The sequence below is a fragment of the Marinobacterium rhizophilum DSM 18822 genome (assembly GCF_000378045.1).
GTDB classification, from domain to species: domain Bacteria; phylum Pseudomonadota; class Gammaproteobacteria; order Pseudomonadales; family Balneatricaceae; genus Marinobacterium_A; species Marinobacterium_A rhizophilum.
Genome location: NZ_KB899110.1, coordinates 48,901 through 70,705 on the forward strand (window position 1 = coordinate 48,901; position 21,805 = coordinate 70,705).

At 59.8% G+C, this 21,805-nt stretch carries 18 protein-coding genes; 13 read left to right on the forward strand and 5 right to left on the reverse strand.

Annotation, left to right across the window (positions count from 1 at the left end; translation table 11 throughout):
• Window positions 1–50: 50 nt before the first annotated feature.
• Window positions 51–809, reverse strand: a complete 759-nt coding sequence (locus tag F451_RS0120005) for a TraX family protein (RefSeq protein ID WP_156826567.1) — start codon at window positions 807–809, stop codon at window positions 51–53.
• 1,136 nt (window positions 810–1,945) lie between these two features.
• On the opposite strand from F451_RS0120005, the gene F451_RS0120010 reads away from it, so the two are divergent.
• Entirely contained in the window at window positions 1,946–3,895 is a 1,950-nt protein-coding gene (locus F451_RS0120010; RefSeq protein WP_020683199.1) for an acetoacetate--CoA ligase, read from the forward strand.
• A gap of 36 nt (window positions 3,896–3,931) precedes the next feature.
• Here F451_RS0120010 and F451_RS26920 read toward each other — a convergent pair whose 3' ends face one another.
• A complete protein-coding gene (locus F451_RS26920; RefSeq protein ID WP_083928500.1) occupies window positions 3,932–4,945 on the reverse strand; it encodes an HD domain-containing phosphohydrolase in 1,014 nt (337 codons plus the stop codon).
• A gap of 349 nt (window positions 4,946–5,294) precedes the next feature.
• Here F451_RS26920 and F451_RS26160 point away from each other — a divergent pair, with 349 nt between their 5' ends.
• The gene (locus F451_RS26160) at window positions 5,295–6,878 is read left to right on the forward strand and encodes a C13 family peptidase (protein ID WP_020683201.1); all 1,584 of its coding nucleotides are present in this window, start codon (window positions 5,295–5,297) and stop codon (window positions 6,876–6,878) included.
• A 379-nt stretch (window positions 6,879–7,257) separates the two neighbouring features.
• A complete protein-coding gene (locus F451_RS0120025; RefSeq protein ID WP_020683202.1) occupies window positions 7,258–7,815 on the forward strand; it encodes an HdeD family acid-resistance protein in 558 nt (185 codons plus the stop codon).
• Between the two features lie 13 nt (window positions 7,816–7,828).
• On the opposite strand, the gene F451_RS0120030 is transcribed toward F451_RS0120025, so the two are convergent.
• Window positions 7,829–8,416, reverse strand: coding sequence for a DNA polymerase ligase N-terminal domain-containing protein (locus F451_RS0120030; RefSeq protein WP_020683203.1), 588 nt, complete (start codon window positions 8,414–8,416; stop codon window positions 7,829–7,831).
• A gap of 302 nt (window positions 8,417–8,718) precedes the next feature.
• Between F451_RS0120030 and nhaA the strand changes: the two genes are divergently transcribed.
• The 4 genes from nhaA to F451_RS0120055 all read left to right on the forward strand — a co-directional run bounded on the left by nhaA (window position 8,719) and on the right by F451_RS0120055 (window position 13,270).
• Complete coding sequence (nhaA, locus tag F451_RS0120035; protein WP_276202613.1) at window positions 8,719–9,993, forward strand: Na+/H+ antiporter NhaA; 1,275 nt, start codon at window positions 8,719–8,721, stop codon at window positions 9,991–9,993.
• A 43-nt stretch (window positions 9,994–10,036) separates the two neighbouring features.
• On the forward strand, window positions 10,037–10,357 hold the full coding sequence (locus F451_RS0120040; RefSeq protein ID WP_020683205.1) for a hypothetical protein: 321 nt from the start codon (window positions 10,037–10,039) through the stop codon (window positions 10,355–10,357).
• Between the two features lie 301 nt (window positions 10,358–10,658).
• Window positions 10,659–12,185, forward strand: a complete 1,527-nt coding sequence (locus tag F451_RS0120050; RefSeq protein WP_020683207.1) for an alkaline phosphatase D family protein — start codon at window positions 10,659–10,661, stop codon at window positions 12,183–12,185.
• Between the two features lie 128 nt (window positions 12,186–12,313).
• Window positions 12,314–13,270, forward strand: coding sequence for a hypothetical protein (locus F451_RS0120055; RefSeq protein ID WP_020683208.1), 957 nt, complete (start codon window positions 12,314–12,316; stop codon window positions 13,268–13,270).
• 238 nt (window positions 13,271–13,508) lie between these two features.
• Here F451_RS0120055 and F451_RS0120060 read toward each other — a convergent pair whose 3' ends face one another.
• Complete coding sequence (locus tag F451_RS0120060) at window positions 13,509–15,428, reverse strand: ABC transporter substrate-binding protein (protein WP_020683209.1); 1,920 nt, start codon at window positions 15,426–15,428, stop codon at window positions 13,509–13,511.
• 134 nt (window positions 15,429–15,562) lie between these two features.
• Here F451_RS0120060 and F451_RS0120065 point away from each other — a divergent pair, with 134 nt between their 5' ends.
• From F451_RS0120065 to rarD, 3 genes are all read left to right on the forward strand, one after another.
• On the forward strand, window positions 15,563–16,162 hold the full coding sequence (locus F451_RS0120065) for a thiol-disulfide oxidoreductase DCC family protein (RefSeq protein ID WP_020683210.1): 600 nt from the start codon (window positions 15,563–15,565) through the stop codon (window positions 16,160–16,162).
• A gap of 14 nt (window positions 16,163–16,176) precedes the next feature.
• On the forward strand, window positions 16,177–16,542 hold the full coding sequence (locus F451_RS0120070; protein ID WP_020683211.1) for a DUF2784 domain-containing protein: 366 nt from the start codon (window positions 16,177–16,179) through the stop codon (window positions 16,540–16,542).
• A 364-nt stretch (window positions 16,543–16,906) separates the two neighbouring features.
• Entirely contained in the window at window positions 16,907–17,803 is an 897-nt protein-coding gene (gene rarD / locus F451_RS0120075) for an EamA family transporter RarD (RefSeq protein ID WP_020683212.1), read from the forward strand.
• A 328-nt stretch (window positions 17,804–18,131) separates the two neighbouring features.
• Here the strand turns inward: rarD and F451_RS0120080 are convergent, their stop codons facing one another.
• Complete coding sequence (locus tag F451_RS0120080) at window positions 18,132–18,833, reverse strand: winged helix-turn-helix transcriptional regulator (RefSeq protein ID WP_020683213.1); 702 nt, start codon at window positions 18,831–18,833, stop codon at window positions 18,132–18,134.
• Window positions 18,834–18,976: 143 nt separating this feature from the next.
• On the opposite strand from F451_RS0120080, the gene F451_RS0120085 reads away from it, so the two are divergent.
• From F451_RS0120085 to trpB, 3 genes are all read left to right on the forward strand, one after another.
• Entirely contained in the window at window positions 18,977–19,336 is a 360-nt protein-coding gene (locus F451_RS0120085) for a group I truncated hemoglobin (protein WP_020683214.1), read from the forward strand.
• 415 nt (window positions 19,337–19,751) lie between these two features.
• On the forward strand, window positions 19,752–20,345 hold the full coding sequence (locus tag F451_RS0120090) for a YitT family protein (protein ID WP_020683215.1): 594 nt from the start codon (window positions 19,752–19,754) through the stop codon (window positions 20,343–20,345).
• A 92-nt stretch (window positions 20,346–20,437) separates the two neighbouring features.
• Complete coding sequence (gene trpB / locus F451_RS0120095; RefSeq protein ID WP_020683216.1) at window positions 20,438–21,640, forward strand: tryptophan synthase subunit beta; 1,203 nt, start codon at window positions 20,438–20,440, stop codon at window positions 21,638–21,640.
• Window positions 21,641–21,805: the final 165 nt, after the last annotated feature.

Consider the following 21,805-nt stretch of genomic DNA (forward strand, 5'->3'; position numbering starts at 1 on the left):
GAAATCGGTCACCAAGCCGTAAAGCGTAAACATCCCGAACCGAAAAAAAGCTATGCGGCGACCCCCACCACACTGCGAATCAACCAGATCACGCCGAGGTGCAGGGGGTAGTAGGCGTAAAAGGCCCAGCGCAGGCGGGGCACGTGCAGGTTGACGCGCGTGGCGGCGAGGATCAGCGGTACAGCGGCCAGCGCCCAGAAGTTGTCATTGGTTAACCAGAGGCCCGCACAGGCGAGTAATGCCACACCCGCTGCGGGCAGCGATGGCTGTTTGCAGTACGTCCAGATGGCCAGGCCGAGGGTGAGCCCCAGCCAGCCGTACTCAACCAGACTGCCACCCACCAGGAACAGGATGCCGGCGGCCAGCAGGTCGTCGCGTTCGACCAGGTAGAGCGTGGTGGTGAGAACCAGCAGCGAGAACAGAACGTTCAGCGGCCACCATCCCGCGTGTAGCAGGTCCCCCAGGGCAATGAAGGGCACCGATGCAAGGGCGCCGAATACCGCCAGGCGTTTCATCGTGCGCGGGTAGGTGCCCCGCTCGAGCTGCCCCGGGCGGGCCAGGTTGTACGCGAGCACGAAAACGAAGATCGGCAGCGCGAGTCTGCCCAGCCCGAACAGGTACGCGACCGTTCCGTTAAACAGGAACCGGTTGACGTGATCGCCCGTCATCAGGATCAGCGCGAGCCACTTCAGGGCTTCGATCGTACCACCGGCCATGACAAGGGACGGCAGGGCGCATTTGGCGCTGTGCTTTGTGGAACTGCCGGTTATTGCCCCGTCGGGACGCCTGACTTTTAACTCTGAGCTCATTTCAATCCTGCTTGCGGAGCCTGTGCCTGTGGGGTGAAACAGTACCCGTTTTTGCGTTCAGGCGCCCGGCACGCGGCTTTTAATGTCATTCGAACGCAGCACAGGCGACATTATCATGTTGCCTAAAAAAGGTTCTTCGCACTTTAGCGGGAAAGAATATTTTACCATCGGGCTCCGTAATCGAAGCGCACTGCGCCGCTTGGACATTTCGTGCGAACCGAATCATCTTCGCTTCCGACTAAGCCTCCTTTTCGCCTCCAGGCGACTTACTTTTCTTTGCTCGTGCGAAAGAAAAAGTAAGCAAAAGAAAGCACGCCCGAAGAAGCCGGCCCAAGGGCTACGCTGCGCCCCGAGAGTATTTTTCGGGCGCAGCTGACGTCACATCCCTGTACCGCATCTGCAGCTCGGCATCCATGCCTCGCCCCTGATGGGCCTGATCAAAAAATACTCCCAGTGCTCGCCGGCTCCTAACGGGTCCCAGTCGCCACCTCCGGCTCTCTGGAAGTGCACCGGAATCCCCGCTGGTGCTGTTGGAGCTCAAAAGCGGCAAAATAGAAATTAGTGAGGAAAAGGCCAAAGATTCCCGCAAATCTGCGAAGAACCAAAAAATCTACTATAGCGCTTTTGGAGCGGCTGTCGGTTCAGACCCTGCGCTCTGTCGATGCGGTGCCTGCTGGCGAAAGTGTATCAACAGGTGGCCGACGGTTTCTTCATCAATGGATCTCATTCAGCCTTTACGGGGTGGCGAAGAGGTTCAACGTCGCCGGGTCAAAATCCTCAGCTTTGCTGCATTTTCCGGTGCGCGCCGCCTCGGTGAACGACTGGGGCTGTTTTGCCTGGGTCGTCGCGCATCCATGGGGTCTGCGGCAACGGCATAGGCGACTGTGCAGTACACCGTGCGCAGGGCCCCGCAGCACGGTGCTACAGCTTTGGGATTCGAGCCTTCAGTTGGTCTGCGTATTGCACTGTGAAGCAGCCATTCTCAGTTGATATTATTTTGTAAAATAAATAATTAAGTAATAAAAATAAACTTAATAAATATATAGAGCCATAGCACACTGACCCTCTCACCTGAAGGCGCTAAAGTTATTAATAGCAGGCACCTCTCGGGCAAAACAATAAGAGGAGGTTGTGGTATGAACGGGCAATTATGGCAACCGAGCGCTGCGCAGATCGAGCGGAGCAATCTGTATCAGTTCATGCAGCAGGCGGGCGAGCGGGCCGGGAAAAGCTTTGCGACCTACGACGATCTGTATCAGTGGTCTATTGAACAGCCGGAGGCGTTCTGGACGCTGGTGTGGGATTTCGGCGGGGTGCGCGCAAGCAGGCGTGGTGAGCGCGTGCTGGTGGATGCCGACCGAATGCCGGGCGCGCGCTGGTTCCCGGAGGCGCAGCTGAACTACGCCGAGAACCTGCTGCGCTACCGGGACGACCGGCCGGCACTGGTGTTTCACAACGAGGCGGGAAAACGCGAGAGCCTGAGCTGTGGCGAGCTCTATACGCGGGTGGCACAGGTGGCGGGGGGCCTGCGCCGGGCTGGCGTGATTCAGGCCGATGTCGTCGCGGGCTTTGTGCCCAATGTGATCGATACGGTGGTGGTGATGCTGGCCACGGCGAGCCTGGGTGCAATCTGGACGGCCTGTTCGCCCGACTTCGGTACCCATGGTGTGCTCGACCGCTTTGGCCAGACGAAGCCCAAGGTTCTCTTCACCACCGACGGCTACCTCTATAACGGCAAGACCTTTGACTCGCTGGAGCGCCTCGCTGGCGTGCTGCCGCAGTTGCCGGACATCGCCCGGGTCGTGGTGATGCCCTATCTCGAGGCCAGCCCGGACCTGAGCCGGCTGCCGGGGGCGGTACTGCTCGCTGATTTCGTTGACGCCCATGCAACGGAGCTTGAATTTACCCAGGTGCATTTCGACAGCCCGTTGTGCATTCTGTATTCCTCCGGAACGACCGGCGTGCCCAAGTGCATCGTACACAGTGTTGGCGGCGCGCTGCTGCAGCATATCAAGGAACATCAGCTGCACACCGACCTCAGGCGTGGGGATTCGCTGTTCTACTACACCACCTGCGGCTGGATGATGTGGAACTGGATGGTCAGTGCCCTGGCCACCGGCAGCACCCTGGTGCTGTTCGATGGCTCGCCCTTCACGCCAACGCCAGAGGTGCTCTGGGATATCGTCGAGCAGGAAGGAGTGACGGTGTTCGGCACGAGCGCCAAATACCTCGCGGCGCAGGAAAAGGCCGGCATCCAGCCGGGTGCCAGCCACAGCCTGGATGCGCTCAAGACGATCCTGTCCACCGGTTCTGCGTTGCCCCCCGAGGGCTTCGAGTACGTCTACCGCGATATCAAGGCGGACCTGTGCCTGTCGTCGATCTCGGGCGGCACCGATATTCTGTCCTGCTTTGCACTGGGCTGCCCGATCCTGCCGGTCAATTCCGGTGAGCTGCAGTGCCGGGGGCTTGGCATGGCTGTCGAGATCTGGGGTGATGACGGCAAGCCTGTCGAGAGCGGCAAGGGCGAGCTGGTCTGTGTCCACCCGTTCCCGGCGATGCCGATCGGTTTCTGGAATGACCCGGACGGCGAGAAATACCACAATGCCTACTTCGCGACCTTCGACAATGTCTGGGCGCACGGCGACTATGCCGAGCTGATGCCCAGCGGCGGGGTGGTGATCCATGGCCGCTCCGATGCCGTGCTCAACCCCGGCGGGGTGCGCATCGGCACCGCCGAGATTTATCGTCAGGTCGAGAAGGTCGAAGCGGTGCAGGAGGCCATCGCCATCGGTCAGCAGTGGCAGGGCGATGTGCGGGTGGTGTTGTTTGTGCGGCTCAGGGAGGGGGAGAGCCTTGATGCTGCTCTGGAGCAGGAGATCCGCACGACCATTCGTGACAATACCTCGCCGCGCCATGTGCCGAGCAAGATTATCCAGGTCGCCGATATTCCCCGCACGCTAACCGGCAAGATCGTCGAACTGGCGGTGCGCAGCGTGGTGGAGGGACGACCGGTTAAGAACATGGACGCGCTGGCCAACCCCGAGGCGCTGGAACTGTTCCGCGACCTGCCGCAGTTGCAGAGTTAAGGCAAGGCCCGGCATATTCGCACGCGTCAATAAACGCTAGTCATTAAAGGCACTGAACTCGGTGCCTTTAATGTCTCCGCTTTTTACCAGGTGGCGCATCACGCTGAATACCTCGGGGTGAAACTTGAAGGTTTCCTGCTGCATGATCGCGATCGCATCTTCAAAGCTGTAGGCCCTGCGATAGGGGCGCACCCCGGCGATGGCTTCCAGGCAGTCGGCTACCGTGACGATGGCAACGCCAAGGGGAATTTCGTCTTTCTGCAGGCCATAGGGATAACCGGACCCGTCCTGGTTTTCGTGGTGCAGCAGTACGATGTCCTTGACCAGCTTTTCGCAATTGACGCCGGCAATAATCTTGTACCCTTTGATGGGATGCTGTTTAACAACCTCCCATTCATAGGGTTCCAGCTTGCTGGGCTTGTTCAGTATCTCGATCGGGACTGAAATCTTGCCGATGTCATGCAGGCTGGCGCCAAGCGAAATCAGGTCGGTGGTGTGCTGATCCAGCTGCATGAGCCGTGCAATCTTGATCGATAGCTGTGTCGTACGCGACATGTGGCCGTTGGTGTACGGATCCCGCTGTTCTATGGCGCATGTGAGGGCGCTGGCGGTGTCGTGAAACATGGCCGTCTGTGCCTGCTGATAGTTGACGATATCCGTCTGGTCGATGAACTCGGCAAGCCTGAACTTTGTACCATTGGCCGAGAATATGCGCGGTGAAATAATGACATGCCTCAGCGTACCGGATTTGGTCATCAATTGAGAGTTGTAGCGTTCAGTGACATCCGTCGATAAACGGTTATGCAGGTCGGATCGAAAATCCTCGGCGATCAAGTCGCGTGCATTCATGCTGTAAAGCTCTGTGCGCGCGTAGCCGGTCATCTCTGCGAAACTGTGACTGCACGCGATCACTTTTCCTTCGCAGGTTAATACGAAAGAACCGAACAGGAATGACAGGCAATTGATTACGCCTTCTGCACCCTCGCAGACAAGCAGCTTTTGCAGAAAAGACTCGAACTGGTCTGAGTTCCGTTCAGTAGCTAATTCCATTAGATAAGCGCTCGTGTATTAAGTATTTATAAATTAGATTCAGGTGTATTAGTGTTTCTTTTATTAGTTATTGTTATTAACCGAGTATCTTTAACTTGAGCATCGGTTGACCGTTCTGAGGACAGTGAAGCAGACAGCCTGTGTGTATCTTGAGTGGTATCGTAGCGACGAGTTGCCCGAAAGGCAGTTCGAGCATTATAGGGACTAAGCCCCCAGGTTAGAAGCAGGGCTGCATCGGCCCGCCCATAGATCGGTCCGTTCATAGAGGCAGGCGCGCGCCTGCTTGGCATCACTATTCAGGTTAAACTGTGAGTAACCCTGAACATTACCCCCGACAGGCACCATGGCAATGAACGATCCCTGGAACGAGGGCCGCAGCTCACCCTTGAACGATGCGCCACAGGCCCCGTCTGAGGCGCTGTCGAATGAGGCTCTCTCGCCTGAGCAGGCGGACGAGCCTGTGAGCCCGTTGCCGCGGGCTTCGGAGCAGGCGGCGTTGCAAGACACTCCCGAGCAGGGCGTCTTCGCCGCGCTTGGGCGCAACCTGGCTGCCGGCTACCGTCTGGTCATGGGGCGGGCGCTGAACGCTGATGCTGTCGCCTGCACACTGGGGCAGATCGTCGCACTGTTGTTATTGCTGTTGCTGGTCAATGCCGGATTCTCCTTTGTCACGACCGAGGCTCCGGTGCAGTTTGATGCTTACGGGCTGAATTATCTGGGGGCGACCAGCCTATTCAGCCTGCTGGTTCTGATGCTGGCCAGCCGAATGGCCGGCGGCAATACGGCCCGTTTTGTCCCGTTACTGACGGCCTTTCTCGCAGCCTCGGTGCTGATCTCGCTGCTGTCACAGCTGCTGTGGCTGTCGGTGGATAGTTTCGACGTGTCGGCATTGACGGCCTGGAGCCTGCTTGCAGGGCTGTTGTTGTGGCAGGTCCTGGTCGTCATGCGCCTGTTGCACATCTTTATCGGGGCGCCTGCCCAGCGCGCGCTGTTACTCGGTGGGCTCTACGGGCTGATGCTGCTCGCCAGCCTGTGGATTTTCCCCCGCACCCCGCTCTGGTATACCGACACACCCCAGGAAAGCGCTCAGGTGCGGTACGCGCCACTGGATGTTGAATCGATCTTCTACGCACAGCACCAGCTGATGCGTAACAGCCTTGCACAGCTTGAAGCCCAGCGCCCGGGGGTTACGGATCTCTATCTGATGGCGGTGGGCGGTTATGGTCTGGAGGATGTCTTTCTCAAGGAAGTTGAGTTTGTGCGCGAGCAGTTTGACCGCCAGTACGCGACCCGCGGGCGTTCCCTGATACTGGCCAACAACCCGGCGACGGTGGACAAGTACCCGCTGGCGAACCGGCATAACCTGGCGCTTGGGCTGGACAGCGTGGCGCAAAAAATGGATACGGAAGAGGACGTGCTGTTTTTGTTCATGACCTCCCATGGCAGCCGTGACCACCGCTTTTCGCTGGAGTTTGGCGCCGTGGAGCTGAATGACCTGACGCCGGAGCAGCTGCGTCAGGCGCTGGATGACGCGGGTATCCGCTGGCGCGTGATTCTGGTGTCGAGCTGCTTTTCCGGTGGTTTCATTGACGCACTGCAAAGCCCTGAAACCCTGGTGATCACCGCAGCAGCAGCGGATCGCACCTCCTTTGGCTGTGGCGTGGACAGCGACTTCACCTATTTTGGCACCGCGTATTTCAAGCAGGCCCTGCAACAGCAGCCCCGTTTCATTCAGGCCTTTGATATCGCGAACCAATGGGTCAGCGAGCGTGAAGCGCGCGAGCAGATTGGTGCCTCGCAGCCCCAGTTGTCCGTTGGGGAGTCGATTGCCGGCAAGCTGAGCGAGCTGTACCGCGAGCCCGGGATCCAGGCCGCTTTTGCCGGTTCCGATGCTGCCCGGGATCAGTGCCCGGAGCTGACCTGCACCCGTTAGCTACAGCAGCCTGTCGGACTTACCACTGATCTACTGCGGAAAAGCCGATTCTTTCCGGTAAAGAGGGGGCATTTTATGTGCTCTTTTTTGTTAAATAGAACCACTATTCGCCTCAAAAGAGCTCAAAAACTGCCGCAAATCGGTCTTTCCCTCGCTACGATCGGCCAAGCCCGACAGGCTGCGAGGAAAGACTGAGCCTGCTGCGGACCGTCTGATTCTTTATTAACCCGCGGGTTATTGATTCCGACGGGAGAGGCCCGTGATGAGGGGCGAGCGCGGCGAAACGGCCGCCCTGACGACTATACTCCGATACAGGCGCGCTACCTGCAGGCGCCCTGTGGCGCCTGCTGCAATGCACTACCGTCTTCGAGGGACAGGCATGCTCCGGACAACTGCACACTTTGGCTATCTGGGAAAAAATTGGGGCTGGGTCCTGGCACTGGGCATTCTGCTGCTCGTTGCCGGTGTCATCGGGCTTGGCATGACCGTGACGCTGGGGCTGGTCAGCATGCTGTACTTCGGCTTTCTGATGCTGCTGGGCGCTGTTTTCCAACTGGTCGCGGTATTCCAAAGCCCGGACTGGCGCCGTCATCGCTGGAGTCTGCTGATTGCGCTGTTGTACCTGGCCGCCGGCTTGATCATGATCTTCGATCCGGTGCTGGCATCGGCCACTCTGACCCTGCTGATCGGTGCCAGTCTGGTCGCCATCGGCGTGCTCCGTCTGTTGATGGCCTTCCAGTTCAGAGGGACTTACGGCTGGGGCTGGACGCTGATCGGCGGCATTCTGACCCTGGTGTTGGGTCTCGTCATCTTCCTGGGTTGGCCGGTTTCCGGGCTCTGGATTATCGGTCTGATCATCGCGATTGAACTGATCCTGGCCGGCGTTTCCTTTATCACGCTGGCGCTGGCTGCACGCGAATTTCGCAACTTGCAGTGACGCGCACGGGCATTCATTCGCCATGCTCCGCGTCGCTGGCGATCTCTTTCAGGCTCCGTCCGGTTGCCACGGAGTCCGGTTCGCTCGAGACCGGGTTGCGGCGTGCATCCGCGTCGTCGTCATCCATCTTGATCAGGAGCCAGTGGCCCTTGTCGGCGTCGATACGCTGCAGTGCATAGCCGCCAGTGAGCTTTTGGCCCTCGAGCCGCACCAGCGCATGTCCTTCCTCGAGCGCCTGTTTCAGGGGGCGCAGGCTCTGGTCCTTTTGGGTGATGTTGCGGTAGGTGCCGCGATCCCAGATCAGCACCGTGCCCCCGCCGTATTGCCCCTGCGGAATAACCCCCTCGAAATCGGCGTAATCCAGCGGGTGGTCTTCGGTCTCGATCGCCAGGCGCTTTTTCGACGGGTCGGTCGAAGGACCTTTGGGCACGGCCCAGCTCTTCAGCACGCCGTCGACCTCGAGGCGGAAATCGTAGTGCAGCGAGCGGGCATCGTGCTTTTGAATGACAAACAGGGGGGCTGCGCCGAAGGACTTCGAGGTGCCCGCCGGCTCGCCACTTTTTGCCAGGTTCCGCTTGCGTCGATATTCCCTGGTCGTCATGTTCGACCACCTCCGTTTTTGACCTTAGCAAGGCACCGGCATCGGGTCCAATGGCGCGGAGGTGACTCGGGTGTTCGAACAGCCGCGTCCAGAAAAACGGCAGGCGTTGTGCAGATTAGCCCGGCAGGACATATCCGCAAACGGCAACAGCCCCTGGCGAAAGTGGCATAACGGTCTGCGGTCAACTAGTCTGCCGCTCGATAACCTTCGCAGCACCGGGCAGGTTCCCGGCAGGAGGAAACCACATCAAGGGGCCTGAAGCGGAACCACCAAAGTTTCCCGACGAGCCTATCGAGACGATCATCCAGCCGTTTCAGAAATTCGTCGCAACCGAGGTGTCGGGTGGTCTGCTGTTGCTGGCGGCGGCCACGCTTGCGCTTGTCCTGGCCAACACGGGGCTGGGGCAGTGGATGGAGCGGTTCTGGACAACCGAAGCCGGTCTGCTGGTGGCCGACCGGCAATTGCTCCTGTCGCTGCGTCACTGGATCAACGACGGATTGCTGACGATCTTCTTTTTCGTTGTCGGGCTTGAGATCAAGCGCGAGCTCACGGATGGAGAGCTCAACACCCCTGCTGCGGCTGCGCTGCCTTTTGCTGCGGCGCTCGGGGGCATGGCGGTGCCGGCGGTGGTGTATCTGGTGCTGGTGCCGGGAGCTGAAGCGGCGAAGGGCTGGGGTATCGTCATGGCCACGGATATCGCGTTTGTGGTCGGTTGCCTTGCACTGCTGGGATCCCGGGTCCCGGCGGCACTGCGGGTGTTTCTGCTGGCGCTCGCGATCATCGACGATATTGGCGCCGTGGTCGTTATCGCGGTGGGCTACTCACAGGGTTTTGACGGGCAGATGTTTCTGGCTGCTGTCATTGGGCTGGTGATCGTCTTCTGCATGCAATATCTCGGGGTGCGCACGGTCATTGCGTACTGGTTGGCCGGCATCCTGATCTGGGCCGCGATGTATGCTAGCGGGCTGCATCCGACCCTGACCGGGGTGGCGCTTGGTCTGATGACGCCGACCGGGCCCTGGGTCAGTCCGTTGCGGCTGCAACGGTTTATCGACTGGTCGAGCCCCTTCGTCGCCCGCGCGCAGCGCCGGGGGGATCGGGAAGCCCCCAAGGCCGTGGGCCAGCGTCTCAAGAAAGCGGCGCGCGAAAGCGTGCCGCCCCAGCAGCGGCTGGAAGACGCGGTGCACCCCTGGTCGGCCTTCCTGATCCTGCCACTATTTGCGCTTGCCAACGCCGGCACCCCACTGCCTGCCACGCTGAACCTGGATCCCGTCTCACTTGCCGTGACGGCGGGGCTGGCAGTCGGCAAGCCGCTGGGCATCGTCAGCTTTGCATGGATCGCGGTACGGCTGGGGCTGGCAAACAAGCCCGCGGAGGTTAGCTGGACCATGCTGCTAGGGGCAGGGATGCTCTCCGGCATCGGCTTCACCATGTCCATCTTCATTGGGGAGCTGGCATTTGACGGCGCGCTGCTGGCCGATGCGAAGCTCGGCGTGATTCTGGCCTCACTGCTGTCCGGTGCGGTGGGTCTGGCCTGGCTCTGGGTTGTGTTGCCGAAATCCACGCAAGCAAGCTGACGAACGAAAAAGGCGCCTTGCGGGCGAGCAAAGGAGGTCTGCAATGGACACATCCCTGGTTTACCAACCGATTGCCGGGATACTGGCGTTGCTGCTATTGGCACTCTGCTGGCCCATTGCCCAGGCGCTGCGGCATGAACGGCTGCGTCCGCTGGCAGCCTACCTGCTCTTCGTCTCGGTGCTGGCGCTGACGGTCGCACTGAGCTTCAGGTTGCTGCTCTGGGTTGCAGTCCTGCTACTGCCGCCGGACAGGCTGGAGAGCGTGGGGGCCGCCATTGTGCTGGGGATACTGTCGTTGATGCTGGGGCTGGCAGCGGCGTGCTGGGTCGTGCGTCGCCCACAGCGGCGTCGTATGCCACGATGATCGCCGGACCGGAGTTGCCGATGCAAAGAAGGCGTGCGGGGTGACTGGCGCCTCGCAGCCACACATCTTTGTTGGCAATACGATCATGCAAAAGCCGGATACCCTTTACCAAGAACTTCGCCTGCAGGTCGCCCTCCGCCGCGCCAAACCGGACAGCGCCGGCCTGTAACGAGGCAATCACCACTTGCCAGCCCTGATTTACAGGGGCAGGGCATGCGTGCCACAAAACATTCACCATAGTGTTGTGTTGCGTTCATCTGCTGAATTTATCGTTATCGATTTGTGCCACAGGGATAGATCGATGAAAAGACGTAACTTTCTTCAGGGTACCGCGCTGTTCGGCTGTGGCCTGCTGCTGAATTCGGCACAGGTTTCTGCAAAGGATTCCCGCCCGTTGCTGGAGCAGGGCATTCAGGTGGGTGATGTGCTCAGCGACCGCGCCATTGTGTGGGGGCGCAGTGACCGGCCCGCGCGCATGTGGGTCGAGTGGGCCACCCGTGAGGATTTCTCCGGCGCGGTTACCGTGCGTGGACCCTGGGCCTTGCCGCAGGGTGACTTTACCAGCCGGGTGGAACTCGTCGGTCTGCCGGCCGGCGAGCAGATTTTTGTACGGGTCGGCTATCGCGACGCCGAGGACGATCAGCCATCCGAGTGGGTCAGCGGCCACTTCATGACGGCGCCGCTGGCGGCGGCCCCGGTGCGTTTTCTCTGGTCCGGCGATACAGCGGGGCAGGGGTTCGGCATCAACCCTGAATTTGGCGGCATGAAAATCTACCGCACCATGGCGGATCAGGCGCCGGATTTCTTCGTACACAGCGGCGATACCATTTACGCCGACGGCCCCATTGCCGAGTCGGTCGAGGTGGAAGACGGCAAGATCTGGAAAAACCTGGTGACGCCGGAAGTGAGCAAGGTGGCTGAAACCCTGAATGAGTTCCGCGGCCGCTACCGTTACAACCTGCTGGATGAGAATGTCCGCTACTTCAACAGCCGGGTTGCCCAGTTGTGGCAGTGGGACGATCACGAGGTGGTAAACAACTATTCCGCCTCCAAGGATCTGTCGGCCGATGGCCGTTACCAGGTGAAGAGCGTGGGCCTGCTGCAGGCCAGGGCGAGCCGTGCCTTTTTCGATTATGCGCCGCTACGCCAGACGGGCCCCGAGGGCAGCGACCGGGTATACCGCGCGCTGCCCTTTGGCCCCCTGCTGGACAGGTTCATGCTGGACCTGCGGTCCTACCGTGGGCCCAACACTGACAACCTGCAGATTGCCGCCGGGGCGGATACACAGTTGCTGGGACAGGATCAGCTGAAGTGGCTGCTGGACGAACTGAAGGCGTCCAAAGCGACATGGAAGGCGGTGTTCTGTGACATGCCGCTGGGCCTGCATGTCCGCGATGGCGACAACTGGGAAGCCGTGGCCAACGGCGACAACGGTGCCGCCCGCGGGCGTGAACTGGAAATTGCATGGCTGCTGAAGGAGATCAAGGCGGCCGGCATCGAAAACGTGGTCTGGTTTACCGCTGACGTGCATTACACCGCGGCACACTACTATGATCCGGCCAAGGCCCGCTTCGATGACTTTAAGCCCTTCTGGGAGTTCGTATCCGGGCCCCTCAATGCCGGCTCATTCGGGCCGAACGCGTCGGACGACACTTTTGGCCTGCAGGTGAAATACCAGAAAGCGCCGGACAAGCCGAACATGTCACCCTTCGCCGGGCTGCAGTTTTTCGGCCAGGTCGACATCGACCCGCAGGATCGCACCCTGACGGTCACCCTCAAGGATCTGGACAACCAGGCACTGTTTACCCAGGTGCTGACGCCGGCCTGATCGGCGTTGTTAACCTCGCGCCGGGCAGGCTCTCTGTCCGGCGTATTCGGCAGGCGCAGGATCGCCGCAATCGGCATATAATGCGGGCGCATTCCGCCTTCTTGTCCCGGTTACCGGAGTCCTGAGCCTTGGCCGCCATCCAGCAGTTTTTGCGTGAACTCTTCGTTGAAATCCGCACGGTTTCGTTCACGTTGTTCAAAATCATGATCCCGGTAATCATCGCAGTGAAAGTACTGGAGCTGCTCGGCGGCGTCGAGCTGCTGGGCCAGGTACTCGGACCGCTGATGGGGCTGGTCGGGTTGCCGGAAAGCATGGGGCTGGTGTGGGCCGCGACGATGGCCAGCAACATCTATGCAGGCATGGTGGTGTTCTTCACCCAGCCCCAGCAGGAGGCGCTGACGGTGGCGCAGGTCACGGTGCTGGCCGGGCTGATGCTGATGGCCCACGGGCTGCCCATAGAGGCCCGCATTGCCCAGAAGGCCGGGGTACGCCTGGGGCCGACCCTGCTGTTGCGCATCGGCGGTGGGCTGCTGTTCGGTTGGTTGCTGCACCTCATCTATGGCCAGGGTGGCTGGCTGGCGCAACCCAACGAACTGATCTGGCGACCTGAAGCGGTGGATACCAGTCTCTCCGGCTGGCTGCTGATGCAGGCCAAGAGCTTGCTGATGGTGCAGCTGGTGATCGTCGCGTTGCTGACGGCGCTGAAGATCCTGCGCCTGCTCGGCGTCGAGCGACTGATGTTCTGGCTGCTGCAGCCGCTGCTGAAGCTGCTCGGCATCGGCCACCAGGCCACCACCATCACCATCGTCGGTGTCACCCTGGGGCTGTCGTTTGGCGGCGGGCTGCTGATCAAGGAAGCCCAGGCCGGTCATATTTCCAAGCGCGACATCTTCGCGTCGATGGCCTTCCTCGGGCTCTGTCACAGCCTGATCGAGGATACGCTGCTGGTGATGCTGCTCGGCGCCCACCTGTCCGGTATCCTCTGGGCGCGTCTCGCCTTCACGCTGCTGGTCATCGCCCTGATAACCCGCTGGATGGACTGCCGCAGCGACGCCTTTCATCAGCGGTTTCTGGTTAATCGGTAAAAAGCGTGCATCGCACTTTGACAGGGCATTGGCGTTGGGTGCCGGTGACCACCATGGACGGCGGAAGGCCGCCCCGCGGAAATGCTGTAAACGCAGCAGCGGTTGACAGTAAAGCGAAGCGCACCGCTGCTTTTCGTTACCCGGCCGAAGCTACGTATAAGGAAATAGGTAAACGGTCCCCGGCATTCCTGACCCCGGAGTTCTGCCAGTCTGCCCGCAGACTTATTCACATCTTCCCTTACCACCCCAGCCATTCGGGCCGGCGTGGGATATCGGCGCTGAAGATACGCTCCATCCGGATTACGCCATTCTCGATCAGTTCGGGCACCGGATCATCGGTCGGTCCGGTGATTTGGCTGCGATACACCAGGACTCGGGTCACGCCACGGTGGTCCTCAGGCGTCCAGGTCGCTGGCGAACAGACCCCATCGAGCCCAACCGGCACCCAGTCCTGCTGCTGGTAGATAGCATTGCGGACACTGGGCCCGCTGATTTCGCCGTTTCTATCGGCATACTCCAGTGCTTCTTTGAGAAAGAATATAGTGCAGACGCCGCGAAGATACTGGACCGGCCGATAAACCCGACCGTCCGGGGCCGACATCTTGGATATCTCCTGAACCGTATACATGCCAGGTACTTCGTCTCCCCATTTGGCGGCGCCCATCACCCAGACGACGCCGTCGGCGGCACTGCCGGCCTGTTTCATCACATTTTCGTCGAATCCCCAGATGTTGACCATAAACTGGGTGTTGACCCCCGCCGCCTGACAATCCTTGAGCAGATCGGCCGTGGCGGCGGCGGTGTTGCCCAGGAAAGCATAATCCGCCTGATGCGACCGCAGCTGGGCGCAGTGGCTGCTGAAGTCCCCGGGAATCATCGGAACCCGCAGGGCCGGCAGGATCTCGAAACCGAGCTCCTCGGCATAGGCCCGGCACGCTTTCCTGGGCGCGTTGGGAAAGGGATGGTTCTCGCCCAGATGCACGAAACGGGGCGCCCGGTCTTCGCCCCGGGCCTTCCAGTCGGTGGCGGCCCACTGCACCAGTCCGCGACAGCCATCGGAGTAGGAGGGGCCGTAGAAAAAAACATAAGGCGCCGCCCGGTCGCCGCCCGGCCCGTTGCCGGTGGGATCGGTTAGCGAAGCGGCATAGGAGGAGGTAAACATGGGGATTTCATCAGCCGTTGCAAAGTCGACAAGCGCCTCGGTGGCAGGTGTCCCCCAGCCCAGGATTGCCACCACCCCCTGGGATGCCCATTTGCGATAGGCAGCCATAGCACGCGGTACCAGATAGGAGGTATCGACAAAGTCCAGATCGATCAGCTTGCCGTTGATACCGCCGTTTGCATTGATCCAGTTGCTGGCATCGATGATCGCCTGGCCATAGATCCGGCCATTGGACGCGGAAGCGCCACTGATATCGGCAAGTTGACCCACCAGCAGAAAGTCGCTGGCCGGGGGCGCGGGTGCCTTGACTTCGGAACTGGGTTGAATAGCAGCGGTTTCTGGCGACGGGCGCCGCTCGATTGCGAGCCAGGCCGCGAGACCGATGAGGGCCACCCCGAGAGCGAGTGTCAGGACAGCGATATAGCCGCCGGAAATCTGCACGGTTTTGCGAATCGGTGCAGCGATATCGGAGGCCCGCACCCGGTAGACGTTGACCGGCTTGGTGATGTTCTTGACCTTCTGTTCGCCGAGAAAGTCGTAGCCGAAATGCACCTTGCCTTCGACTGCATCATAGACTGAGCTCGAGATGCAGATGCCACCCGGCTCGGCCAGCGATTCCATCCGCGCAGCGATATTGACACCGTCGCCGAAGATAATGCCATCCTCGTCCTCAATCACATCGCCGAGGTTGACGCCGATTCGAAATTCCATGCGTCGCTCGGACGGCAGCTCCAGGTTGCGTCCCTCGAGTACCTTCTGAATCTCCACGGCACCATTGACCGCCTCGACGGCACTGGGAAACTCCGCCAGGATATTGTCGCCGGGAGCATCGACAATATGGCCCTGGTGGCGTTCGATCACCCGGTCGATCGCCTTCTGATACTGTTTGAGGGTGTCGATGGTCGTCTGCTCGTCCTCACCCATGAGGCGCGAATAACCGACCACATCGGCGCTCAGTATGGCGGCCAGCTTGCGCTGGCCCTGGGACTGGGTCATGGGTTGTCTCACCTTCGTGATTGTCGATGCCTGCGTACCGTTCAGCGCGGGATCATCTATTTGTAGTGTAGACAACGGTCAACGCGGCCCAGAGTGGGTGAATCAAGTAAGGGTGGGTGAAACAGCAATGACACATGACTAAAAAATTCGGCGTCGACAAGGCACGCGAAGCACTTCGCTACGGTAAGGAGCTGACCGGCACGGACGGTGTTCTCACCCCGTTGGAAATTCCGGGTGCCGTCTACCTGTTACCCAGCTCATCAATGTCGGCTTTGCCCGAAAGCCGACTATCGCTGCATACTGCTGTTCTGTCCGGCCGCTCGACATACCCCATGCCCAAACTTCTGCTGATCTACGATAAACAGTGCCCCTTCTGCGACCGCTATGCCCGGCTGGCGCGGATTCGCGACTCGGTGGGGGAACTGCGTCTGGTGAACGCGCGCGAGCCCGGGGCGGCGATGGACGAGGTGACGGCGGCGGGGCTCGATATCGACCAGGGGCTGGTGCTGAAGATGGGGGAGCGGCTCTATTACGGCGCCGCGGCGATGCAGGTGCTGGCGTTGCTGAGTACCCGGTCGGGGGGCTTCAACCGGTTCAATTACTGGCTGTTCCGCTCGAAGTGGGTATCGGCGCTTTTGTATCCGCTGCTGCGGGCCTGCCGCAATCGGGCACTGAAACTGATGGGCAGGACCCGGATCGACAATCTCAATCGAATGGATAACGACAGCTTCTGAGCGACGGAGGGCCGATGCTCTACAGCCTGGCAGTCACCTCGGTACTGATCCTGCACCTGCTGTTCATCGTCTTCGTGCTGGTGGGCGGCCTGCTGTTGCTGTGGCGGCGTGCGCTGGCACTGCTGCACCTGCCGGCGGTGGTTTGGGCGGTGCTGCTGCAGCTGAATGGCTGGATCTGCCCACTGACACCGCTGGAAAACCGGCTGCGGTCCGCTGCGGGGCAGGCGGAATACGAGGGCGGTTTCATCGAGCACTATCTGCTGGCGGTGGTTTATCCACAGGGGCTGACGCCGGAGATCCAGCAGGGGCTGGGGATACTGGTGCTGGTACTGAACTTGGCGCTGTACGGCTGGGTGTTTCTGGGACACAAACGGCGTTGATTCGCCACGGGAGCAAGTTGGCAGCGCATTTTGCGGGCATCGGAACCAAGAGCATTCGCACCGGGGCGGCGCTCCTACGATTTTCGCCTAACGCCTAACAAAAAGGCCCGTCGTTGGACGGGCCAGTGGGGGGGATCGCTCGGACGCGGCTTTCGCTGCCGAGGGGGCAGCGGCGACAGCTGTACGGTAGCGATATCCAATGGCAAGAGGGTGACAGCCTCCCGGCATCCGCACGGCGCGCGCGCGGGGAACAGGAATTGTCGGCATGACAATTAAGGCGCCAACCATCCGGTGCTTGCCTGCTACACTTGGTGACCGAATTCGGGCGATCCCCGAAACCTTTCAAGCCAGGTCCGAGAAAACCATGAACCCGACTGCCAAAAGCGGTGCCTTATATGCCATTACGGCCTACAGCCTCTGGGGGATCGCCCCCATGTACTTCAAGCTGCTGCAGAATGTGCCGGCAACCGAGATCCTGGCGCACCGGGTGCTATGGTCCTTCGTGCTCACGCTCGGGCTGATCTACCTGTTCCGAAAGAGCGATGAGCTGATGAACGCCTTGCGTTCGCGGCGGGCGCTGCTTGCGCTGCTGGCCTCGACAACCCTGATTGGCCTGAACTGGGGCATCTTCATCTGGGCGGTCAATCACAATTACATGCTCAGTGCGAGTCTGGGTTACTACATCAACCCGCTGCTCAATATTCTGCTTGGCATGTTGTTTTTCAGCGAGCGGCTGGACCGCGTGCGCACCATTGCAGCCGGTCTTTGCCTGCTGGCAGTGCTGTTCGAGCTGGTGCAATTTGGCCGTTTGCCCTGGATCGCGCTCGTGCTGGCCTGTTCTTTTGGCCTCTATGGCCTGGTGCGCAAGAAGCTGGGCGTCGACAGCTTTACCGGCATGGCGCTGGAAACCGGAATGATGCTTCCGCTGGCCGCCGGGTATCTGCTGTTCACAGCCAGCCCGAGCTCGGATCTGACCGCCAACCCGGCCTGGGTCAACCTGCTGCTGTTCGCCGCTGGCCCCGTGACCATGGTGCCGCTGCTGTGCTTTGCAGCGGCGGCCAACCGAATCAGTCTCACTGCGCTGGGCTTCTTCCAGTACATCGGTCCCACGGGCATGTTCCTGCTGGCGGTGTTTGTCTATGACGAACCGCTGAGCCCCGAGAAGCTGGTGACCTTTGGCCTGATCTGGACGGCGCTGGCCATACTGACCTTCGATTCGCTATTTAAACTGCGACGTAGGCGCGCCGTCGCGCAGGCCTGAGGTCGCGACTCCAGGCGCCCGGTGCCTCCGCGAGGTGCTGGGCGATAATCTCTATTGTCACAGTGTTACAGCGGTAGAATCCCAGGGAACCTGTTTGTTGGCCAGGTTATTCTTAACCCGGCGGGTTAAGACATGAAGCAGGGATGATATCGACAAACTGTGGGAGCCCGCTCTGCGGGCGAATCAGGCTGGGCAGGTTCCCCAATTCGCCCAGAGGACTGGGCTCCCACAGGCGGGCGGTATATCCAACCGTTGGCGGCACAATGATAGGAACAGGGTCCCCGAATAGATGTATGAATTAACCTATTTGCACGCCAGGTTAATAATATTAGTTCCAGTTTATTTCCGGCAGGGCATTCATCGAACCGAGCCTGGCTAGCCCACTGGACCGCAGCCAGTCCTGGAGTTTGCGGGCAATATCCGGATTGCCCAGGACCTTGATATCACCTTTTTTGACGGCCTCATTAAAGCTGTATTCGCAAATCCAGACGGCCGTCATGGTTTTCAGCGAGCACTTGATCAGGCAATCAACGTCATAGCCATTATCGGTCAGGCAGAGGTCAATTTCATTGTTTTCGCACACCAGCCACCAATGGCGAGCGCCTTCAGGTGCATCGTTGTATTCAAACTCGATGACAACTTTTTGTTTCGGAAAAACCGCCGAATCTACGGTGCGGCGCATATCCCACATCAGCAGGCCTGCATCCAGATCCCCGGTCTCCAGATGGGAGCGACTCCAGCGATGTCCCCAGGCGCCAAGCAGTTCGACGATGGGGCGCAATTCCAGCCCAGCCGGAGTAAGGCTGTAACCATGCTCACCCTTTTGACCATCCATCTTTATGATTCCGGCTTTCAGCATGCTTTTCAGGCGTGCCGACAGCAATGTGGGTGACATCAACGGAACACCCTTTTGCAGCTCACTGAAACGCGAACTGCCGGCAAGCAATTCACGGGCAATCAGCAAGGTCCAGCGTTCACACAGCAGCTGGGTTGCCTGCGCGAGCGGACAAAACTGGCCATAGGTTTTCATGCTTGTTGCTCCACTTTTTCACGTTCGCTGAGGGCGCTTAATGTCCGCTACAGTTTCTGTAGTTCTCATTAATTATGGCCGGTGCTAGGTTTTAATGACGTCAGCAATATAGCACTGGCATCCCGGAAAAATGGAGCAGCACTATGAGCGATCTACTATTCGACAGGTTGGGCGGCATTGAAGGCGCGACCAGAATTGCCCATGATCTTGTCGATAATCACTTGAATAACAAGGCTATTTCAACCCGTTTTGCCGATTCTGATGTACCTAAAATTAAAAACGCAGCGGCGACATTTCTTATCGCGGGCACAGGCGGGCCTGATGTCTACAAAGGCAAGGATATGCTGTCGGTCCACAAGGGAATGAACATATCGGCGGCTGAGTTCATGGCGGTGCTGGATGATGCGCTGGCAGCGCTGGAAAAAAATAATGTGGGTCAGCGGGAGCAGGAGGAAGTGCTCTTCGCCTTGTACAGCATGCGTTCCCAGGTTGTTCTGGTCTGATTGTTCTCGTCTGATTGTGAAATCTATCAAATTGGGTGTCTGGTCAGGGCCTGACGCTGTCTGGTAGCCAACCCCTTACTGATCGGCTCAAAGCCCGCAGCCTGCCAAGACTGCGGGCTTTTTGCACTTGAGGCGATACCTGCGAATACGTTGTAAAGAGCCCCACCTCGGTGCGTTTTTCTGTGATCCCTGCGCAATCTGGAGCACGATGCCCTGCTAATGGCCGTCCGCTACCGCGTTTTGGCTGGCGTAGTTCATGCATGTTGCTTCTGGCGAGCAGACCCGTTCAAACCCGGCTGCGCGCCTGCCGAAGGCTGACGCTTACCCGTGTAAGCCTCGACGGTCCTGGGATCCACAAGATCCGCCATTGCTGATTGTTTCGGTTCGAGCCGCCACAAGCGGGGGAGTTGAATCTATGGTGACTACACATCGCTGGCTGTCCATTCTGGAAGGCTGTCTGCTTATTGCGCTGGGCATCCATCTGCTTAACGCGTCCGATCTTCTGATCAGCGGCACCGCGGGGCTGAGCCTGATCCTGCAGCGGCTGACGGACCTGAGCTTCGGGCAGCTGTTCTTTATGCTCAATCTGCCTTTCTATATCTTGTCCCTTCGCTATATGGGACGGGAGTTCATGTTGCGTACCTTTGTCAGTGTCAGCCTGCTGTCACTGTTGTCGGAGCTGATGTGCCGCTATCTTGCGCTCGACATTGCCGAACCTGCGTTTGCCGCGGTACTGGGCGGCATACTGATCGGTTTTGGCCAGATTATTCTGTTCCGTCACCAGTCGTCCCTCGGCGGCCTCAGCACCCTGGCGATCTATCTGGAACGGAGCTTGCGCATCCATCCCGGCAAGACGACGCTGGCTGCGGATATTCTGATCGTGCTGCTGGCATTCAGTGTTTTTGAGACACCGCAGGTACTCTATTCACTGCTGGCCTTTTTGTGCATGAACTCGGTGGTGGGACGCTATCATCGTCCACCGGCATGGGCCCGGGTGCAGCGGGCCTGAGACCTTTTGCAAGCACCGGCGTCCCGGCTTGTAACCCCAGGTGTTTGATTTTATTGTGACGGACTACTTTTCCGCATAAAAGGATCTTGCGCATGGGTTACCTCAAGAATTACCCCAATAAAGAAGGTTACTTTGGCGAGTTCGGTGGCGCTTTCCTGCCGCCTGAGCTGGAGTCACAGTTCGCCGAGATCAACAAGGCCTACCTGACCCTCGGCCGGTCCGCCGATTTCCTCAACGAACTGCGTTACATCCGCAAGCACTACCAGGGCCGTCCGACGCCGGTTTACTACGCCCATAACCTGAGTCGCGAGGTGGGTGCCCATATCTACCTCAAACGCGAGGACCTGAACCACTCCGGCGCGCACAAGCTGAACCACTGCATGGCCGAGGCACTGCTGGCCAAGCACATGGGCAAGGCCAAGCTGATTGCCGAAACCGGCGCCGGTCAGCACGGCGTGGCCCTGGCGACAGCCGCTGCCTACTTTGGCATGGAGTGCGAGATCCACATGGGCGAGATCGATATCGCCAAGGAATCGCCCAATGTCACCCGCATGAAGCTGCTCGGTGCCGAGGTGGTGCCGGTCGGGTTTGGCGGTCGCAGTCTGAAGGAGGCGGTGGACTCGGCGTTCCAGTCCTACCTTGGCCAGGCGGATACCGCGCTGTTCGCCATTGGCTCGGTGGTGGGCCCGCACCCCTTTCCGCTGATGGTGCGCGATTTCCAGTCGGTGGTTGGGTTCGAGGCAAAGGAGCAGTTCCTGGAAATGGTTGGCGAGCTGCCTGACCAGATCGGCGCCTGCATCGGCGGGGGGTCGAACGCCATGGGATTGTTCAGTGCCTTTATCGATGATGAAGGCGTGTGTCTGAACGGCGTTGAGCCGCTGGGCAAGGGCACCAAGCTGGGCGAGCACTCGGCCACCATGACGTTTGGCAAGCCGGGCATGATCCACGGGTTCAAATGCCTGCTGCTGACGGACGACGAGGGCAACCCGGCGCCGGTGCACTCCATCGCTTCGGGTCTGGATTATCCGGGCGTCGGACCCGAGCATTCGTTCCTCAAGACAGAGGGCAAGGTGAACTACCATGCCGTCAGCGATGATGAAACGCTGGCCGCCTTCTACAAGTTGTCGCGCCTGGAAGGCATTATCCCGGCGCTGGAAAGCGCCCACGCCGTTGCCTGGGCAATGCAGCACGGCCGCGAGAATCCGGGCCAGACCATCTTGATCAACCTTTCCGGCCGCGGTGACAAGGATATTGATTACGTCACCGAGAATTTCGGTTTTGGGGTCAAAGGATAAAACGGGGCTGGTAAAAAGCCCTGTGGGAGCCCGCTCTGCGGGCGAACCGGGGGTGGGGCCATGAAGGCCCATTCGCCCGCAGAGCGGGCTCCCACACACGAAAAAGCCCGCGCTCCTTTCGGAGCGCGGGCTTTTTACTTGCAGCTTGTGGCTTATCGCCTGCTG

What these genes read in the sequence shown, in the direction of transcription:
- F451_RS0120005 (WP_156826567.1), bottom strand. Translation starts at nt 809, where the DNA reads ATGAGCTCAGAGTTAAAAGTCAGGCGTCCCGACGGGGCAATAACCGGC.
- F451_RS0120010 (WP_020683199.1), top strand. Translation starts at nt 1,946, where the DNA reads ATGAACGGGCAATTATGGCAACCGAGCGCTGCGCAGATCGAGCGGAGC.
- F451_RS26920 (WP_083928500.1), bottom strand. Translation starts at nt 4,945, where the DNA reads ATGGAATTAGCTACTGAACGGAACTCAGACCAGTTCGAGTCTTTTCTG.
- F451_RS26160 (WP_020683201.1), top strand. Translation starts at nt 5,295, where the DNA reads ATGAACGATCCCTGGAACGAGGGCCGCAGCTCACCCTTGAACGATGCG.
- F451_RS0120025 (WP_020683202.1), top strand. Translation starts at nt 7,258, where the DNA reads ATGCTCCGGACAACTGCACACTTTGGCTATCTGGGAAAAAATTGGGGC.
- F451_RS0120030 (WP_020683203.1), bottom strand. Translation starts at nt 8,416, where the DNA reads ATGACGACCAGGGAATATCGACGCAAGCGGAACCTGGCAAAAAGTGGC.
- F451_RS0120040 (WP_020683205.1), top strand. Translation starts at nt 10,037, where the DNA reads ATGGACACATCCCTGGTTTACCAACCGATTGCCGGGATACTGGCGTTG.
- F451_RS0120050 (WP_020683207.1), top strand. Translation starts at nt 10,659, where the DNA reads ATGAAAAGACGTAACTTTCTTCAGGGTACCGCGCTGTTCGGCTGTGGC.
- F451_RS0120060 (WP_020683209.1), bottom strand. Translation starts at nt 15,428, where the DNA reads ATGACCCAGTCCCAGGGCCAGCGCAAGCTGGCCGCCATACTGAGCGCC.
- F451_RS0120065 (WP_020683210.1), top strand. Translation starts at nt 15,563, where the DNA reads ATGACTAAAAAATTCGGCGTCGACAAGGCACGCGAAGCACTTCGCTAC.
- F451_RS0120070 (WP_020683211.1), top strand. Translation starts at nt 16,177, where the DNA reads ATGCTCTACAGCCTGGCAGTCACCTCGGTACTGATCCTGCACCTGCTG.
- rarD (WP_020683212.1), top strand. Translation starts at nt 16,907, where the DNA reads ATGAACCCGACTGCCAAAAGCGGTGCCTTATATGCCATTACGGCCTAC.
- F451_RS0120080 (WP_020683213.1), bottom strand. Translation starts at nt 18,833, where the DNA reads ATGAAAACCTATGGCCAGTTTTGTCCGCTCGCGCAGGCAACCCAGCTG.
- F451_RS0120085 (WP_020683214.1), top strand. Translation starts at nt 18,977, where the DNA reads ATGAGCGATCTACTATTCGACAGGTTGGGCGGCATTGAAGGCGCGACC.
- F451_RS0120090 (WP_020683215.1), top strand. Translation starts at nt 19,752, where the DNA reads ATGGTGACTACACATCGCTGGCTGTCCATTCTGGAAGGCTGTCTGCTT.
- trpB (WP_020683216.1), top strand. Translation starts at nt 20,438, where the DNA reads ATGGGTTACCTCAAGAATTACCCCAATAAAGAAGGTTACTTTGGCGAG.